11 protein-coding genes and 1 pseudogene are annotated in these 18,896 nt (G+C 29.9%); 6 read left to right on the top strand and 6 right to left on the bottom strand.

Annotated elements, in window-relative coordinates; genetic code table 11:
• The first annotated feature begins 4 nt into the window (after nucleotides 1-4).
• The 6 genes and pseudogenes from CBLAS_RS04750 to CBLAS_RS04775 all read left to right on the top strand — a co-directional run bounded on the left by CBLAS_RS04750 (nucleotide 5) and on the right by CBLAS_RS04775 (nucleotide 5,211).
• Nucleotides 5-2,194, top strand: coding sequence for a phage tail tape measure protein (locus CBLAS_RS04750; RefSeq protein WP_106872585.1), 2,190 nt, complete (start codon nucleotides 5-7; stop codon nucleotides 2,192-2,194).
• Nucleotide 2,195: 1 nt separating this feature from the next.
• Entirely contained in the window at nucleotides 2,196-2,570 is a 375-nt protein-coding gene (locus CBLAS_RS04755) for a phage tail protein (RefSeq protein WP_106872587.1), read from the top strand.
• On the top strand, nucleotides 2,560-2,751 hold the full coding sequence (locus tag CBLAS_RS04760; RefSeq protein ID WP_106872589.1) for a tail protein X: 192 nt from the start codon (nucleotides 2,560-2,562) through the stop codon (nucleotides 2,749-2,751). Before CBLAS_RS04755 ends, CBLAS_RS04760 begins: the two co-directional genes overlap by 11 nt.
• Nucleotides 2,745-3,716: a phage late control D family protein gene (locus tag CBLAS_RS04765; protein WP_106872591.1), complete on the top strand. Its 972-nt coding sequence runs from the start codon at nucleotides 2,745-2,747 to the stop codon at nucleotides 3,714-3,716. Before CBLAS_RS04760 ends, CBLAS_RS04765 begins: the two co-directional genes overlap by 7 nt.
• A 103-nt stretch (nucleotides 3,717-3,819) precedes the next feature.
• Nucleotides 3,820-4,575: pseudogene (locus CBLAS_RS04770) on the top strand (DNA adenine methylase); the annotation flags it as partial.
• Between the two features lie 111 nt (nucleotides 4,576-4,686).
• On the top strand, nucleotides 4,687-5,211 hold the full coding sequence (locus CBLAS_RS04775; protein WP_241517633.1) for a S24 family peptidase: 525 nt from the start codon (nucleotides 4,687-4,689) through the stop codon (nucleotides 5,209-5,211).
• Between the two features lie 657 nt (nucleotides 5,212-5,868).
• On the opposite strand, the gene CBLAS_RS04780 is transcribed toward CBLAS_RS04775, so the two are convergent.
• From CBLAS_RS04780 to pbpC, 6 genes are all read right to left on the bottom strand, one after another.
• Nucleotides 5,869-6,642, bottom strand: a complete 774-nt coding sequence (locus tag CBLAS_RS04780) for a MetQ/NlpA family ABC transporter substrate-binding protein (RefSeq protein WP_106872596.1) — start codon at nucleotides 6,640-6,642, stop codon at nucleotides 5,869-5,871.
• Nucleotides 6,643-6,933: 291 nt separating this feature from the next.
• Nucleotides 6,934-7,632 carry a methionine ABC transporter permease gene (locus CBLAS_RS04785; protein WP_241517639.1) on the bottom strand — a complete coding sequence of 233 codons (699 nt, stop codon included), beginning with the start codon at nucleotides 7,630-7,632 and terminating at the stop codon, nucleotides 6,934-6,936.
• A gap of 116 nt (nucleotides 7,633-7,748) precedes the next feature.
• Entirely contained in the window at nucleotides 7,749-8,708 is a 960-nt protein-coding gene (locus CBLAS_RS04790; protein WP_106872600.1) for a methionine ABC transporter ATP-binding protein, read from the bottom strand.
• A complete protein-coding gene (locus CBLAS_RS04795) occupies nucleotides 8,705-11,344 on the bottom strand; it encodes a valine--tRNA ligase (RefSeq protein WP_106872602.1) in 2,640 nt (879 codons plus the stop codon). Before CBLAS_RS04795 ends, CBLAS_RS04790 begins: the two co-directional genes overlap by 4 nt.
• A gap of 145 nt (nucleotides 11,345-11,489) precedes the next feature.
• Nucleotides 11,490-16,625, bottom strand: a complete 5,136-nt coding sequence (locus CBLAS_RS04800) for an alpha-2-macroglobulin family protein (RefSeq protein ID WP_106872604.1) — start codon at nucleotides 16,623-16,625, stop codon at nucleotides 11,490-11,492.
• 61 nt (nucleotides 16,626-16,686) lie between these two features.
• Nucleotides 16,687-18,867 (bottom strand): penicillin-binding protein 1C, encoded by a 2,181-nt coding sequence (pbpC, locus tag CBLAS_RS04805; RefSeq protein WP_106872606.1) that lies wholly within the window; start codon nucleotides 18,865-18,867, stop codon nucleotides 16,687-16,689.
• Nucleotides 18,868-18,896 lie beyond the last annotated feature (29 nt).

Below are 18,896 nucleotides of genomic sequence, written 5' to 3' on the forward strand. Positions count from 1 at the left end.
AAAAATGAGCAGTGAAGTTGTTGGCATAACCATAGGGATGGCTATAAAAGGGATTGGCGAATTAATTAAAGTAGATAATTGTTTTGATAAACTTAAGCTAAATTTAAAACAAACCCATGGAAGTTTAAAAAACTTTAGTAGAGATCTCGCAAAATTAAAAATAAATGAAAATGCTTTATCAAAAATTAAATTAAATAAAGAAGCATTACAAGGAGAATTCTTAAGTGTCACATCAATGCTTGCAAGAAGTGCTACTCTTGTCATACCTACAAAAATGGCCATTGATTTTGAAGAGTCAATGGCTGATGTTAGAAAAGTTGTTGATTTTAAAAACAAAGTAGAAATGAATGCTTTTGGAAAAAACATAATGGAACTAAGTAGAACCATTCCTCTTAGTGCAAAAGAGTTAGCAACAATAACCGCAAGTGGTGGGCAATTAGGAATTGCAAAAGAGAATTTGCTTGAGTTTACAACTATTGCAGCAAAAATGGGTGTTGCATTTGATATGAGTGCTGATGAGGCTGGGGACAGTATGGGTAAGCTTATGAATATATTTAAGTTTAATATAAAAGAGGTAACTAAGCTAGGTGATGCGATAAACCATTTAAGCGATAACTCTGCTTCAAAGGCAAATGAGGTTGTAGCCGTGCTTAAACGGATTGGCGGAACTGGTAAGACAATTGGCTTAACAGCCGTTCAAACTGCTGCACTTGCAAGTTCTTTTATATCTCTTGGTAAAACTCCAGAATTAGCAGCAACTAGTGCGGATACACTAATGAAACGCCTTGGAAATATAAAAGAAGACACAAAAACAACTGATGCACTATCAAAGCTTGGGCTTGATACAAATTATGTCAAAATTGGAATGAAAACAGATCCACAAAAGATGATAATTAGCTTTTTAGAGAAGGTAAAAAACATACCAAAAGAGGAACAGCTCTCAGTTTTAACTGATATTTTTGGTGATGGCTTTAGTGGAGATATAGCACTTTTGGTTAATGGTCTTGATACTTATAAAAAAGCACTAAAAGATACGGCAAATGAAAAAGATTATTTAAATTCTATGGAAGAAGAATTCAAAAATAAAAGTGACACAACAGCAAATGCATTAGAATTATTTAAAAATTCAATTAAAGAAATTGGTATAAATATTGGATCATCTTTTTTACCAGCTCTTGCAACATCCGCAAAGGGCTTAGCAACTTTTGTATCAAAAGTGGTTGATTTGTTAAATTCAGTTCCAGGGTTAACAAAAGCACTAAGTTTTTCAATTTTTGGATTTTTGATATTAAAGCCTGCAATTTTAGCTGCTAAAATTGTTTGTTTATACTTTAAAACTTCTGTTTTTTTGTTAAATGGTGCATTTTTAAAGCTAAAAATTGTAATAAAAAGTTCAATTTTGCTAACAAGAAGGCTCTTAATTACTCAAAAAATAGCCACATTTACAACTACAATCTTTACCAAAGCTACAAAGCTTTTAAGTATAGCTATGGCTGGAGTTTCAAAGGTTTTTAGAGTTGTAGCTCTTGGTATAAGGGCTTTGAGTGTTGCAATTGCTGCTAACCCTATAGGCTTAGTGCTTGCTGTGATTGGCGGGGTTGCGACATATGTAATAATGAATTGGGATAAAGTAAAAGTTTATTTAATTCGTTTTTTAGAGTGGATAAAACCTGTCTTTGAGCCTGTAATAAATGCTATTAAGATAGTTTGGGAAAAACTAAGCATATTTTTTAAACCATTAATTGAGGGTTGGAAGCTTACCTTTAAAGCCTTTGGGGATTTTATAAGTCTTATATTTGCAGATCCAGTTGAAGCCATTAAAAAACTTTTTGAGCCACTATTTAAATGGTTTGAAGATAAATTTGGCTGGGTTAGCAAAACTACTCTAAGTGTTACAGGGCTTGGAAGTAAGGCACTTGATAGCATTAAAGGCGTTGGCACTAGTATAAAAGAAGGTGCAAGCGGTATGCTTGATGGTGCTATGAGCTTTTTAGGATTTGGAAGTGATGAACAAAAGGATAGCAATAACAATCTAATATCTCAAAGCTTTGATAATAGACAAACCGCACCAGCTTATAACTTTAACTTTGGAGATATTAACCCAAATGTTGATGTTGAAGCACTTAAGAAAGTTGTGATGTATGAACTTGATAGACAAAATAGAAATGCAAGAAATAGAAGTATAAGGGATTAATATGGTTTTGGTTCTTGGAGGATATGAGTTTAGTTGGCAAATGATAAATAATATGGGCTTAGAAAGCGAGTTTGGACTTAGCGAAAATGAAAGAGTTGCTAACTATCCATCACTTTTTAGAGCAAATTTAGGTAAGCAAAACATAACTCTAAATTGTAAAACATTGCCATTTGCAAAGCATGGCAACAGTGCTTTAAAACCATTATACGATTTAGCCAGCTTAGGACTAAGCTATCCGCTTGTAAGTGGTAACGGAGAATACTTTGGCAGATTTGTCATTGAAAAAATAAGTGAAAATAGAGCCATTTTTACCAAAGATGGGCATTTTTTTACTCAAACTTTTAATTTAACACTAAAGAGGGATTATGATATATAAAGCAAAAGAAAACGAAAGGCTTGATAGCATTGTTTATCGCCACTATGGAGGTTTAAAGCACTTTGAGTTGGTGCTTGAAATAAATGCAAAACTTGGGGTTAAGCTAAAAGCTGGAGATAGAGTAATCTTACCTGAAATAAAAGAAAAAGAAGAGATAAAGGAGCTAAAAAGCCTATGGTAAGAGTGCCAAATTTTAAATTAATTGCAAAAGGTAAAGATATAACCAAAACTATTAAAAAAGAGCTAATAGAGCTTAGCTTTGAAGATAAAGAAGGCAGTGAGAGCGATGAGATAAGTTTTAGAGTTAATGGAATTTATCAAAAGCCATTCTTTGGCGATAGCTTGGAGCTTTGGCTTGGATATGGCGATGAACTTTTTAAGTGTGGTAAATTTAGTGTTCAAACTACCGAAACAGACTACACTGCAAATACGACCGAAGTAAGAGCAACTGCAGTTAATTTTGCAAGTCCTATCAAAGTTAAAAAAAGTAGAACCTGGCAAGATACAACGCTTTTTACCATAGTTAAAAAGATAGCAGACGAGAATTCTCTTAGCGTCAAGATAGCTGGAGATGATTTTAATGTAAGCTCAAAACTCCAGGATAATTTAAGTGATTTAGATTTTTTATATGGATTATGCTTTGAACTTAATTACTTAATGGCTGTTAAAAATGGAGCTATTATAGTAACAAGCAAGGATGCAAGAAGTGATGAGCTTGGAAGCAAAGTAACTCCAAAAAATAAAGCTTTACCAAAAAACGAAATTAGACTTAGTGAGTGCCACACTCTAAGAATTAGTAGTGCAAATAGAAATGTCTATAATGCCACTATTTTGGAGTGGCAAGATAGTGAGAGTGGAAAGACTAAAAGCATTAAAGTTGGAAGTGGAAACAATGCTTATAAGATGAGAATTGCAGCACCAAAGAGTGATGCTGAGGCTTTTAAAATCGGCGAAAGTAAGTTAAATGAACTACAACGTGGCGGAATTAACGGCTCACTTGAGTGTGATGGAAAAGAGGTTAAAGCTGGTGGAAAACTAAAACTAATTGGCGTTGCTAATTATGAAGATGTTGAGTTTTCAATTAAAAGCGTAACACATACATTAAATAATACTACATACACTATTAGTGTTGAGTTTGAGGGCTGAAAACAGCCCATTACTAATAAAGTAGCACTAAAATTATAGCCTTTTGCAAAATAAAGTAGCAAAAAATTTTATTTTGTAAGGAGAAAATTCATATTTTCTCAAGAAAACTGCTTTAAAAGCTCCGTTTGGCTGGGTTGGTGGCAAATCAACCTTAGCAAAAGAGATAATACCTTTAATGCCAGAGCATACTAGATATGTTGAAGTATTTGGTGGTGCAATGTCTGTTTTTTACCAAAAAGAGCCGTCTAAGATAGAGGTAGTTAATGATATAAATGGTGATTTAATTAATCTGCATAAAGTTATAAGAACTCGTCCACAAAGTATCGAAATGGTGCTTAGGACAATGTTTAGAAGTAGAGAGCTTTTTTATGATATTAAAAATGGTAGAATTAAACCTAGGAGCAATATAGAAAGAGCTGCACTGTATTACTATCTAATATCCACCAGTTTTGGAAGCAAAGGAGATAACTTTGCTATGGGCAAAAGCCGAGCTGGAAAGAATATATATAGAAGTTTTATAGCACACTCAAAAAGACTAAAACGAGCCTTGATTGAAAATTTAAGCTATGAAAAGTTAATTAAAGAGTATGATAGTGATGAGACTTTGTTTTATCTAGATCCGCCATATGTTGGAACTGAAAATTACTATAAAATGGTTAATGGTTTTACAATAAAAGACCACGAACTTTTAGCCAATCTTTTAAAAGAAATAAAAGGTAAATTTATACTTAGCTACAATGATTGTGAGGTGGTAAGAGAGCTATACAAAGGCTTTAATTTTAAAGAATTAAGTATAAGATATAGTGTTAATGCTAGAGTAGCTAAGCGAAGCAAAGAGCTTTTAATAATGAACTTTTAAATGCTTTTTAAAGGGTCTTTAATGGCTCTTTAAAAACATTACATTTTATAATATTTTATCCATTTTTTTAAAAATATGCTAAATTTCTTTATAAATTGTAAAGGATTTATCATGGATATGAATGAGGTTATCGAAAAAATAAAAGACATTTTAGCAAGTGAGGGAAAGAATACTAAAGATATAGATGTAGCAAATGCACTAGGTATTAATGCTAATACTTTTGCACAAATGAAATTTAGAAACAAAGTGCCATATAAAGAAGTAATGGACTTCTTATCTAAAAAAGATATATCAATCAATCTTTTCTTTTACAACCAAGAGCTTGGCGATGAAGATAAGAGATATAAAGTGCTTAGAATGTTTGATGTTAAGGCTTCTTTGGGCGGTGGTGCTTGGAACGATGATGAAGAGTATGAAGAGGTTATTATGGATAAGAAGATAGTGAATAGATTTGAAAAAAGCAATTGCAGCCAGTCATATCCTATTGATATAATAAGTGCCATGGGTGAGAGTATGGAGCCTTACATTTGTGATGGTGATTTGTGTATGATAGCGGTTGGAATGCCTTTTAAAGATGGAAATGTATATGCTATTAATACTCCTGATGGTGTAGTAATAAAAGAGTGTTATAAATAAGCAGATGAACTGGTTTTAATAAGCTACAATCCTGTTTATACACCTGTGAGATTTCACATTTGTGAGTGTAAAATTATAGGAGAATTTTTAGGCTTGATGAGAGATTTAAAACATATAAAATAGTAGTGCAATTTTATATTTTTTTAGTGTATAAAAGTAGTAAAATTGTTTGTAATTTTTTATTTTTTAGTGTTTAAAAAATAAATTTATTTGCGGTATTTAATTTTAGCGTCTAAAAGTAGTAAGGCTGTTTGCGATATTTATTTTTGTATTTTTTCAGTCTCATTTTAGCTCATCTTGCATTAAGAATGGGACTGAAATCTTAAGCCGATTTTTGAAAAAGTCTCATTTTAAATGCAAGTTAGTCCCATTTTAAACGCCGGATAACAAAATTTACCACTTGTTTAAATTGAAATTTAATAAAATTAATATAAAAGGAGTATGTATAGTAAAAATAGTTTTGCTTTTAGTGTGTATTTAGTTTTGTTTTTGCTGATTATGGAGTTTTAAGAGGTGAAAGAACTAATGGAATGTATAAAATTTGCTATTACTCAACAGGTAGTGGAACAAGAACTATAACAATTGGAGTAAATAAAATTTGCCCCGTTTCTTATGATTTTAATTAGAAATTTGGCATGAAAAATCATGCCAAATTTATTAAAATGTTGGAAGTATTGAGCCTTCATATTTTTCTAAAATAAATTTTTTAACAACTTCAGTTTGAAGTGCTTCATTTAATGCTTTTATTTTCTTGCTATCTTTGTTTTCAGCTTTTACAGCAACTATGTTAGTGTAAGGGCTATCTTTACTTTCAAGTGCTAAAGCATCCTTTAGTGGGTTAAAGCCTGCACTTAGAGCATAGTTTGTATTGATAACTGAAATTTCAACATCATCCAAAGTTCTAGGAAGAGTTGCAGCCTCAATCTCTACAAATTCAAGATTTTTTGGATTTTCAACTATATCAAGTGGAGTTTTTAAGACTACATTTTTATCAAGTTTTATAAGACCCGCAGTTTCTAAAACATCCAATGCTCTGCTTTCATTTGTAGGATCGTTTGGAATAGAAACTTTTGAGCCATCTTTAAGTTCGCTAAGATTTTTTATCTTTTTGCTATACACACCCATTGGCTCTAAATGAACACCAACCGTTTCTACTAAATTTGTGCCTTTGTTTTTATTAAATTCCTTTAAATATGGAATATGTTGAAAATAGTTTGCATCTATTTCACCATCATTAACTGCTAAATTTGGAACTACATAGTCATTAAATACTTTGATTTCCAAATCATATCCAGCCTTTTTAAGCTCTGGTTTTATAACCTCTAAAATTTCAGCATGTGGAACTGGAGTTGCTCCTACTATAATTTTTTCTGCTGCATTAAGACTTAATGTTAAACCTATTGTTGCTAATATCGTTGTAATTTTTTTCATAAATTTTTTCCTTTTTTAAATATATATTGTTTGCTAAAGCACCTAATTTTACTATAAACATGTAAATAATTTAAAAAGAAAAGAAGTTTGAGAGTATTTATGTTGAGATTAACTAAAATTTCTTTTTAAATGTTTACAGTAAAACACTTAAAAAGAAATTTTGAGTGTTTTACTAACTTGTGTAACGCATTTCGCACATATCTGACATCATATTTTATCCTTTGTATTGAATTATTTAAGAATTATATTGATTTAAACTTAAAATTTTATTAAAAAGGTAGGGCTAATTTCCTACCTTTTTACTTTTTTATAGACATTGTTTCCTATCATTTGGAATATTTGAACCATTACGATAAGTATTATAACAGTATAGGCCATGATATCAGCCATAAACCTTTGAAAACCATATCTTATAGCAACATCTCCAAGACCGCCACCACCTAAAGTTCCAGCCATTGCCGAAAATCCTATAACTACTATTAGTGTTAAAGTTAAAACATTTACCAAAGCAGGTATAGCCTCAACTAGCATAATTCTAAAAATTATTTGGAAGTTACTTGCACCATAGCTTTTAGCAGCCTCTATAACTCCATCATCAACTTCTATCAATGCATTTTCTATAAGTCTAGCTATAAATGGTGCTGTTCCAATGGTAAGTGGAACTATAGAGGCATCTGTCCCTATACTAGTACCAACTATAAGCTTTACAAATGGGAAAAGTACAATTATCAATATAATAAATGGAAAACTTCTAAAAATATTTACAACTAAATCAAGAAAAGCATAAAGTGGTTTGTTTTCCATAAGACCACCTTTTCTTGTTAGAACCAAAACAACTGCCGTTAAAAGTCCAAAAAAAGTTGCAAAAAAAGTTGCGGTTATGCTCATATATAGAGTTTCCCACGTGGCTTTTAAGAGTATATCTATCCATATCCTATAAGCTTTTGAGCCGATTAAACCCTCAAACCACCCTCCAATGCCTAAAAACATATTCTCAAAAAAAGGAGAGTTTAGTATCTTTGTATCCATAGTAGAAAATATGCTCTCACCAACAAAAAATGGATATAGGAAAAACAGTCCAAGTGTTAGTATTAAAATTATTACTCTCATTTTACTAGCTCCCATATAACGCCACTTTTTTCAAGATATTGCTCAACTTTTTTACTATGTTCATCTTCTAAATTTATAACTAAAATACCAAGCACATCTTCACCTAGTTTTTCAATACGACCCCAAACTATGTTAAAGTCTATATTTAAATCTTTTGCCATACTTGTTATAACAGGATTAAAGGCTACATCTTTTGGAAAACATAGTCTAATATTTGTACCTGTTTGTGGTAGAATTTCCTCTTCTCCTAAAAACTCTCTCATATTTTCATCAGGTTGTAAAAACAGCTCATCAATCATGCCATTATTAGTTATAACTCCATTGACTAATAAAATAGCCTTATGCGCAATGCTTTTTACAACTTCCATCTCATGAGTAACAATTACTATAGTTATCCCAAATTCTTTGTTGATTTTCGCTAAAAGCTCTAAAATGGATTTTGTGGTATTTGGATCAAGTGCTGAAGTAGCTTCATCGCTTAGTAAAATTTCAGGATTTAGAGCTAAGGCTCTAGCTATGGCAACTCTTTGCTTTTGTCCGCCACTTAATTCGTTTGGATAAACATGGGCTTTATCTTTTAGACCAACTATCTCTAAAAGCTCATAAACTCTTTTTTCAATATACTCTTTATCATACTTCCAAAAAATTAGTGGAATTGCCACATTTTCAAATACGGTCTTTCTACTCATTAAGGCAAAATGTTGAAAAATCATTCCAACATTTTTTCTAAATTCTCTAAGCTCTTTACCTTTTATAGAGTTAATTTCAACACCATTTATCTTTAAGCTCCCACCTTGATAATTTTCAAGCCCATTCATGCATCTTAAAAGTGTGCTTTTTCCAGCCCCACTATGTCCTACAAGTGCAAAAATTTCACCTTTTTTAACCTCAAAATTTATGTCTTTTAAGACCTCAATGTTGCCATAAGATTTGACTAAATTTTTAACTTTTATCAACCAAAACTCCTAAGTTCACTTTCAACTTTTTGTAATTTTTCTTTTGCACTATTTAATCCATCTTTATTTGTTTGTATAACTTCTTTTGGTGCATTTGCAACAAATTTTTCATTATTTAGCATATTTTCAAGTTTTGCTATCTCTTTTTCAAGTTTAGTTTTTTGTGAGTTTAGTCTAGTTTTTATAGCACTTGTATCAATCCCATCAAGTGGAATAAATACAGATAAATTCTCACTAACATCAACAACTGAATTATCAATCTTTTTATCAACAAAACTTATACTATCACACTTCGCTAAAAGATTTATATATCTTGTATAATCATCTAAATTTATATCTAAATTATCGTTTAGTTTTACAAATGCCTTATCTATCTTTGAGTTTCCTAAATCCACAGCTGCTTTTGCTCGTCTTACTGCAATTATACTTTCTATAACTACATTAAATAAATTTTGAGTATCTTCATCTACTTCTTTTACTTTTGGATATTTTGATACCATTATTGAGGTACTATTTTCTAGGCTTGTTCCACTTAGTTCATGGTATAAATACTCACTTAAAAATGGCATAAACGGACTAAGTAGTTTCATTGACTCTTTAAAAATCGCACCAAGTTCGGCTACGCTGTCACTATTTGCTTTGCTAAGTTCAATTCCCCAATCACAAAATTCATCCCATAAAAACTTATATATTGTGTTTGCAGCATCATTAAATCTATACTCATCAATGTTTTTTCTAACTTCATTTACACAAATTTGAAATCTACTTTCTAAGTATTTGCCTAAATTTGTCTTCATTTCACAATCTTTTAAATCAACAAAAGTATCTCTTTTTAAAAGTAGATATTTGTGTGCATTATAGAGTTTGTTTGTGAAATTTCTTACTTGAAGTAATTTTTCATCACTAAGCCTAATATCTCTTCCTTGAACCGCTAAAAGTGCAAGAGTAAAACGTAAAATATCAGCGCTGTATTCATTAATCATATTTAAAGGATCGATCACATTGCCTTTACTTTTACTCATTTTATTGCCATCTTTATCTTTAACCAAAGCATGAAGATAGATATCTTTAAATGGCAATTTCTCTACAGCATTTTTACTTTGAAACATCATTCTAGCAACCCAAAAAAATAGTATATCAAAGCCAGTTATTAGCATTGTATTTGGATAGAACTCTTTAAGGTCGTTTTCAAACCATTTTTCACCCTTTAAAGCCTCGCCATTTCCCCAGCCAAGGGTTGAAATAGGCCAAAGTCCAGAACTAAACCACGTATCAAGAACATCAGGGTCTTGGTGGAAATTTTTACTTTGACATTTTGGACAACACTCTGGTTTATCCTCTTCATCTGCCCAAATATGTCCACAATCATCGCAATAAAATACAGGAATTTGATGTCCCCACCAAAGTTGGCGAGATATACACCAATCTCTAAGTTCTCTCATCCAAGCATTAAAACTATTTATCCAGTGAGCTGGGTAGAAAGTAGCGCCACCTTCATTTACCATTTTTATGGCGTTGTCAGCTATCTCGCTTTTTACAAACCATTGTTTTGAGATGTATGGCTCAACAACATTTTTACACCTATAGCAATACCCAACTTGATTTGTGTAATCTTCTATCTTTTCAACATTGCCAAGTTTGCTAAGTTCTTCAACTATTATGTCTCTAGCCTCTAGTCTTTCAAGCCCTGCAAATTTGCCACACTCATTATTTAAAATACCTTTTTCATCAAAGATAGTTATAAACTCTAAATTATGTCTTTTTCCAACTTCATAGTCATTTAAGTCATGCGCAGGAGTTACTTTTACAATTCCTGTTCCAAACTCCATATCAACATACTCATCAGCTATTATTTCAATTTCTCTATTTATAATAGGTAAAACTACTTTTTTTCCTATTAAATTTGTATATCTTTCATCACTTGGATTTACCATAACAGCACTATCACCAAAGTATGTTTCAGGTCTTGTTGTAGCTAAAACTATATACTCATCACTATCTTTAAAGTAGTATTTTAAATGATATAATTTGCCTTTATGCTCTTTATGCTCAACTTCAATATCGCTTAATGCTCCATCGTGAGTACACCAATTTATCATATAGTTGTTTCGCTCAATAATTCCTTTATTATAAAGATTTACGAAGGCTTTTTTAACGGCTTTTTTAAGCCCTTCATCCATTGTGAAACGCTCTCTACTCCAAACAGGAGTAATTCCAAGTTTTCTCATTTGATGAACTATGGATCCGCCACTTTGTTCTTTCCATTCCCAAACTTTTTTTACAAACTCATCTCTACCAATATCTTCTTTTTTAACACCTTGTACTAAAAGCTGTTTTTCAACAACATTTTGAGTAGCAATACCAGCATGATCAAGCCCTGGTTGATACAATGTTTTATATCCATCCATTCTTTTATATCTTGTCATAATATCTTGCAATGTAAAGGTTAGGGCGTGTCCTATATGTAAAACACCTGTAACATTTGGAGGTGGCATCATTATGCAAAATGTTTTATCTTTACCATTTTTATTTTGCTCTATAATTTCTTTATTTCCATCAATTTCAAAATATCCACGCTCTTCACATATTTTATAAAATTTATCTTCAATCTGTTTTGGATCATAAAATTCAGCCATTTAACTATCCTTATTAAATTTGTAAGCTAATATTTTATCTAAAATAGGTTGATAAAATGATAAAATTTTAAATCAAAAAGCTCTGCTTTAAAAAAAAGCATTTAAAAACTAGATAGTTCAAGACTAGCAAATTCGCTAGTCTTATTTAATCTTTAACTTCAAATTCTTCTAACTCTAAATCATAATCCCAAAGATCTTCATTTTGCATAAGTTCTACTTTTATAGCAGGAAGTTTGCATTTACCGCTCATTATAACCTTTAAAGGTGTATAAAATACCTGTTTATATTTAATCGGTTCTAAGAAATTGATAACTTTATAATCTTTGATATCTTTATACTCAAAAGATATGCTATCTTTGGTTGATTTTTTTCTTTGTATTCCAAAGATTCTCTCATTTACAACCTCAAAACAAGAACTTATTTGCTCATCAACTAGTACATTTGGAACATAGATTCTATTAGAAAGTAGTGTAGCCTTTGAAAATATAGTTTGGTTTAATTTTAGCTCATTAAGACTTAATCTATTTCCATCTATATCTACAAAATCTCTATAGATATGAATTTGCTCATTTTGTTTATAAAAATCATCATTTACAACAGGAAGAGTATGTTTAATAGGCAGTTTTTCATTTCCAAAACTAAGCAGGCTATAATATAGTGGAGTATCTGTGGAAATTTTAAAACTATTGCTATCATTCATATTTAAAACCACATCTGCAAAACTATCATAATTTTTTGATTCACCATTAAGGCTAATTGTATATTTTATGGACTCTGTGCTTTTGTTAAAGTAGTTATTAAACGCTCTTAAGACAAAGGCTTTTTTCTGTGTGCTATTTAGATTATTTAACTCACTAGATAAAAACTTAGCCATATTCTCTGAAATCTCATTTGGCTTAAAGTGCTTTGAATGTATATAAAGAGCAAAAGCTATATTTCTAATATTTGAGTCAAAATTTACATTATAATTATCAAATTTTATATCGTTAAAATTGTAGTTATCAATCTCGCTTATAACACTGCTAAGCTCTATATCAAGGCCATTATCTTTTAAAATTGCTGCCATCATATAAAGAGTCACTAGGTTGTGTTTATAAATTTGATTATCAAAAAGATAGTTTATCTGACTTATGGAAAGCTTTTTATATTCATTTAGGATATATGCAGAATAGATAGTGTGAAATGGGTCTTGATGAGGCATTTTAAGATATGAAAATATAAGCTCTTTTTGAGATTTTCCTAATAAATTTCTATCTTTATCAACTTTAAGCAAAACATCGCTTGTATATATAGAAGCTAGTATATTTGTGTCACTAAATTTGCTCCAGTATCCAAAGCTACCATTGTCCTTTAATCTTGATATTAAAGTAGTTATGCCACTTTTAATATTATCTTCAATCTCTCTTTGTTTGCTCTTGTCATCTATATCTAAATTTGCCATTGCTAATATTTTTGTGCTTATTTGCTCTGTGCAACCATAAGGGTATTTGATAATCTCTTTGGCTAAATTTGAAAAAACACCTTTTGGAGAGCTAGATGTGTTTATATATAAAGTTTTATAACTATCATCAGATATATTAAAGTCTTGATAGGTTTCAATAAATCCATTTTTAAGGTATCTGCTGTTTGGATATGGGCTAATTACATTTAAATTTGTAATATGGTTAAATTTGCTGCTTTCATCTTCTGTTAAGTTTATAGTAAATTTCGCATTTCCAAGATTTAAAGCTGAAATTTTACCTTTAATCTGAACGCTTTCAAGAGGTTTTAAAGTTATATTTTGCTCTTTAAATGTGATATTTAAATTTGGGCTTGAGTTTATATCAAATTTTAAATCTTTTTTCTCATTTGTTGTATTGATTATAGTAATAGGCAAATCTAACTCATCACCTTTTGTTAAGTAAGTCATGACACTTGGCTTGATTACCACATCATCTTTTACCTCAGTATATCTATTTTTAGAGTTAATCTTCTCTTCGTTTAAAGAAATAGCAGTAACTCTAACTTTTGAGTTAAAATTTACAGGACTTTTAAAGCTAAAACTTGCTTCACCTTTTTCATCTGTCATTAGGTATTTAACAATTTTAAAAGTTTTTAAATCTTTTGCTTTTACAGGGTTTAAATCTCTTTTCCTAGCCATCTCAAGCATAGCATCACCACCAAAGCTTAGTGCCTTTGCATTACTTATATATGTACTTAAAAGATCATATATATCGTAATTATAAACATTTATAGGCATTGTTATATCAAAGTATTTAAATGCATCTAGCTCTTTTTGATTTACTATTTGCAACACACCCTCATCAACTATAAAAATAGCTATTTTGGAGTTTGGATCTGTTTTAACTTTAATGTTTATTGGCTCATTGTTCTTAGATCTTGATGGAACTTTAAGTTTTAACTCCGCTTTATGAGCGCTTTTATTAACCTTTATAGATTTGTTAGCATATGTTCTTAAAGGAGTTGCTAAAGGCTTTGTATCTCTAATTATAGTAGCGTTAATATGACCTTTTTTAAAATCTTTTGGAAGCTTAAAACTAGCTAAGGCTTTATTGTCTTTAAACTCAACTATCTGATAGTCTAAAACCTTTTCATCTACAAGTGATATTATGGCAGTTCCATCTTTTATAGATGAAATTATATTAACTTTTATCTCATCATCTGGGCTAAAAACATCTTTATTAAAAGTAATTTTAGCTTTTTTCATATCTTTTGTGGATTTTGCTCCATATCCGCCCCAGCCACTAACATAAACCTCAAAACTAGCACTGCTACCATTTAAATAGTCATTTGCAACAACTACATAATTTCCACCATTTTCAAATTTATATGTGAAGTTATCTTCTTTAACGCCAAAGCTATCAACTAAGTTTATCTCTTTTTGCTCTTCATAGTTATTATCGCTTAATACATAGTTCCAAGATATTTGATATATTGAGATATTTAAATTTGGGCTAAGTCTTTTTTTACTAAAAGAATCAAGGCTTAAAAGTTCAAATTTTACACTCTCTTTGCTATCTATAAAATCCCTATCTCCTTTTATGCCTGTGAGTGTTTTATATGGATATATTGTTAGGTTTTTATATTCGCTAATAGTCTTTGAGCTATCTAGAACTGAAAAATTTAGATTAAGGTTTATAGCATTTGAAACAGGTATGTTTTTACTGTATTTGACAATAAAATCTTTCTTACCATCTTTATTTAATTTAAGATTAAAATACCTGTTATCTAGTACGCTTTTGCTATCTAAAATAGAGTTTATAAAAGAAAAATCTCTATAATCATCTAATTTTAACTCTTTTGCACTAAAATTTGCAGTTAAAGAGCCACTTAAATTTGAAGCAGGCGCACCAAAAAGATAGTTAGAAACTAAAGCTATATCAATGTTTTCATCACCTATAAACTCCTCTTTTTTAGTAAGGATTTCACTTTTAACTCTTTGTGGTATGAAGCTTTCAACACTAAATTTCTTACTATCTACAAGTTTGTTTGCAAACTCAACATTTAAAGTATATCTACCTGTTAGATCCCCCATCATCTCATCAATGCTAATAACTCCAAAATCATCTGTATTTTTAGATAAATTTTTAATAGTTTTACCTTGTGGATCTATGATTTTAATCTTAACAGGTAGGTTTTTTACTGGATTAAAATCATAATCTTTTAAAACAATAATACCTTCAATATTTTCATTTGGTCTTATTATATCTGTAGCAAAATAGGTTAGGGCCTTATAATTAACGCTATCCATAATTAAAGCATTATCATTTATAGGGTTATCTAAAATTAAAAAGTTCTCTTCATTGCCATTTTTTATAAAAATTGATCTTGGGTTTTTATCTAAAATTTTACTATTTTCAAATTTATGCACCCCTTTTTCATCACTTCTACCTCTTGCTAAAATTTCATTATTTTCATTATAAATTACAATATTAGTATTAGGAAGTGCTTTTGCGGTTGAAACTCTTGAAGTAAAGACAAAAATTCCACTATCGCCAACTATTGTAAGTGCTGAGATATCACTTAAATAGACCTGTTTTAATATCTTTTTCATATCATCTTTTTCATCTTTATAATAAAGCGAGATATTATAAATACCATCTTCAAAACCACTAAAATCCAAGTTTATGCGGTGCTCTGAAATTTCATTAAAGTTATTACTTAATTCAAAATTTTTACTAATTACACTTTTTGTTAATTTTTCAATTTTCTCTTTATAGTTTAAAAAATATCTAAGATTTTGATCACTTACTCTATCTACTACAACCTTAACAGAGTTTAAGTTTGCACTTTTAAAGGCTATATCGGTAGTTTTTGGAATATATGGTTTATCATCACTAAATTTAGCAAATGGTTTTATATCTGTAGTTTTTAAAGAAAAACTTTTTAATTCTCTATTTAAAAGATACTCATCACCAAAACCCGGTAAAATATCTATTTTATACTCAGTATTTGGCTTAAACTCTAAGCTTTTAATATTAAACTCATAGTAATAATCAGGATCTTGCTTGTCATAAAAATAGTTAATAGGCGATAGTGAGAAATCCTTTATCCCTGAAATTTTAACAAATCTTTTATCAGCTATAACGTACTCTCTAGTCTTAATCTTAAAGCCTAACACACCATCATCAAATGCAAATGGAACCACTTTAACATCTTTAAAATTTACAGCATTTGGACTATCTTTATAAAAAGCTTTATTTTTTGAAATATCCTCTTCAAAATAGCTTTGAAGCGTAACATTGGCTTTTGATTTTACACTCTTTGGCAAATATAGAAACAAATTATCATAAACACTATCTAGCTTTATTAAGAAATTTAAATTATCAGATGTATCAACTTTAAAAGGAATATCATTTTTTGATGAATTCTCTTTTGTATATACTTTAAGTTTTAGTCTTAATTCATTTAAATCAGTTTTGTCATTTAAGCTTAAAATGAAATTTCTATCATCTAAAGCCCTTATGTTTTCAACTTTAAAAGGCTCTGTATTAAATGATATCCTTCCATTTGCATTTCCACAAATATAGTTAATCCCTTTGGCTAAAGGTCTGTTTGGATAAAAAGCAATTTTATCAGCACTTAAATACTCAAAAGCACCGCTTACATCAGGATCGCAAGCTATGATTTTATCATGAGTTATAAGTCCTATATCATTTTGGTTGTCTAAATTTTCAATGCCAAATACATAGATACCGTTTTGATCTTTTGATACGCCTGTGATGTTAAATGCAGATGCATAGATAGTTAAAAATATAACTATAAGCAAATTTCTAACCATAAAATATCCTTTGAAATATACTTTATATATTTTATTCTTTTTTTATTAATATAGCCTATTATCACCTATTTTTAAAACTAGTTACATCAAACTCAAATTCAGTTAAATTTGAGTTTTCATCTAGGCAAGAAATATTATGCAAGCCTAAATTAAATGTTTTAAATACAGTTTGAGAGTTGCTATATTTTTTAAACTCTTCATCATCAAATTTAAGGTAAATTTCATCTCCTAAAATAGCGGTGCATTTTATACCAACTCTTACATTTTCATTATTAAGACTAATTATCTTTTTATCAATATTTGATATTAAAGGTTTAATCTCTTTAAATCTGTAAAAACACCTGCTATTTTCTATATCATTTTTGCTTAAATACTCACTAGTAACTAAAAAATAAAGCTCTTCATTGCGGTAATCTTTGCAATCTTTTTTAAGTTTAACACCCTTTATCAAATAGTCCTTAGTAGAAGTTTTACAGCTATTTTTAACCTCATAAACATCGGTGCAAATTTCATCTTTAAATATGCCATTTGGCATTTTAAACTCACTAACTCCCATTTTTTTCTCAATATATTCAAACATATCAAAAACCACCTTAGCAGAACTCATCCCGCCACTTAACTCATCAGTCTTACTACCATCAAAATTACCCATCCAAACAGCTATTGTGTATTTTGGGCTAACTCCTATGGTGTATAGATCTCTTGCGTCTGCTGAAGTTCCTGTCTTAAACATAATTTTAGGTTTGTAAAGCGTGTTTTTCCAGACGCTATTTAGGTAGCTTCTTGGCGCATCTTGAAGTATATTTGCTACTAAAAAAGCACTTTGTGTAGTTATTAGAGTTTCATTTTTATCTATCAAATTTCCAGCTAACTCAAGTGGTTTAAGAACCCCTTTGTTTGCATATATTGTATAAAGGTGTGCTAAATCCAAAAGAGAAAGAGATATTCCACCAAGTGCGATAGAATCGCCATAATGCTCCTTTTCATATTCAGTTAAGCTAGCTTTTTCCAAAAGCTCAAAAAGTGAGTTATCATTTAAAATATTGTTTAACTTCACAGCTGGAATATTTAAAGAAAACCTTAAAGCATCACTTGCATTTATTACACCTGCAAATTTCAAATTATAATTTTGTGGAATGTAGCTACTTAGATAAATTTCAGTATCAATCAGCTCCTGCTTTGGCACAATAAGTCCATTATCAAGCGCTAAAGAGTATATGAAAGGCTTTAGGGTTGAGCCTACATTTTTACGAGATTTTACACCATCATTTTGTCCATTTTTGGCAAACTCATCGTGGCTATTTATGTAAGAGATAACTTGCATTTTTTCATTATCTATTATAAGAGCACTTGCATTTTTAACATTTTTACTTTTTAAACTATCCATCTCTTTTTTTAAAAAATTTGATAATTTATTTTGAAAGTTTAAATTTAGATTTGTAAGGTATTTGCCATTTTTTAAAGCCATTAAGCTATATGCTTTAGCATTTTGAATAGCGTTATATCTTTTGTTCTTAAACTTTTCAGATTTTGCTCGCTCAAATTCTCTTTTGGTTATTACTTTGTTTTTATAAAGCCTTTTTAAAAGTAAGTTTTTTAAGGAATTTGAATCTGATATACGATCTAATCTATTTTTATTTGGATTTTTTGGAACTATGCTAAGAAGCGCCATTTGGGATATTGTAAGTTCGTTTAAGTTTTTGTTGAAGTAAAAATAAGAAGCCGCCTTAACACCTTCAATATTACCACCATATGGAGCTAGGTTAAAATACATTGTTAAAATTTCATCTTTACTAAAGTGCCATTCTAGTTGGAAGGCGTTAAATATCTCTACTATTTTATTTTTATAATTTCTATCTTTTGGATTCATCATTCTTGCAACTTGCATTGTAATAGTTGAAGCACCTATGCGGTTTTTGTTTGTGATATTGTAAAAAATTGCTCTAAATATAGAGAGTGGATTTATCCCAAAATGATATCTAAAATACCTATCTTCAAAAAATATCGTGCTATTTTTTAAATTTAAAGGAATTTCATCTTTTGTAACTTCAAATCTCCAAATTTCATCATTTGAAATTTGCATATATAAAGTTTCATTGTTTGTATCTTTTAAGATTATTGATTTTGGCTTATCTAGCGTATGTAAATTTAAAGGGTATTTATCATCAAGAAATAAAAAACCAAATAACATTAATAAGAAAAAAGTTAAAAAATATATGCCAAATTTAATCTGAAATTTCATAGAAAAATTATACCAAGAAAAGTTTAGTT

Source organism: Campylobacter blaseri (assembly GCF_013201895.1).
Lineage (GTDB): Bacteria > Campylobacterota > Campylobacteria > Campylobacterales > Campylobacteraceae > Campylobacter_B > Campylobacter_B blaseri.

Bases quoted from the DNA above. Each gene is read 5' to 3' on its own strand.
- CBLAS_RS04750 (WP_106872585.1), top strand. From the start codon at position 5: ATGAGCAGTGAAGTTGTTGGCATAACCATAGGGATGGCTATAAAAGGG.
- CBLAS_RS04795 (WP_106872602.1), bottom strand. From the start codon at position 11,344: ATGGCTGAATTTTATGATCCAAAACAGATTGAAGATAAATTTTATAAA.
- CBLAS_RS04800 (WP_106872604.1), bottom strand. From the start codon at position 16,625: ATGGTTAGAAATTTGCTTATAGTTATATTTTTAACTATCTATGCATCT.
- CBLAS_RS04755 (WP_106872587.1), top strand. From the start codon at position 2,196: ATGGTTTTGGTTCTTGGAGGATATGAGTTTAGTTGGCAAATGATAAAT.
- CBLAS_RS04785 (WP_241517639.1), bottom strand. From the start codon at position 7,632: ATGTTTTTAGGCATTGGAGGGTGGTTTGAGGGTTTAATCGGCTCAAAA.
- pbpC (WP_106872606.1), bottom strand. From the start codon at position 18,867: ATGAAATTTCAGATTAAATTTGGCATATATTTTTTAACTTTTTTCTTA.
- CBLAS_RS04780 (WP_106872596.1), bottom strand. From the start codon at position 6,642: ATGAAAAAAATTACAACGATATTAGCAACAATAGGTTTAACATTAAGT.
- CBLAS_RS04765 (WP_106872591.1), top strand. From the start codon at position 2,745: ATGGTAAGAGTGCCAAATTTTAAATTAATTGCAAAAGGTAAAGATATA.
- CBLAS_RS04760 (WP_106872589.1), top strand. From the start codon at position 2,560: ATGATATATAAAGCAAAAGAAAACGAAAGGCTTGATAGCATTGTTTAT.
- CBLAS_RS04775 (WP_241517633.1), top strand. From the start codon at position 4,687: ATGGATATGAATGAGGTTATCGAAAAAATAAAAGACATTTTAGCAAGT.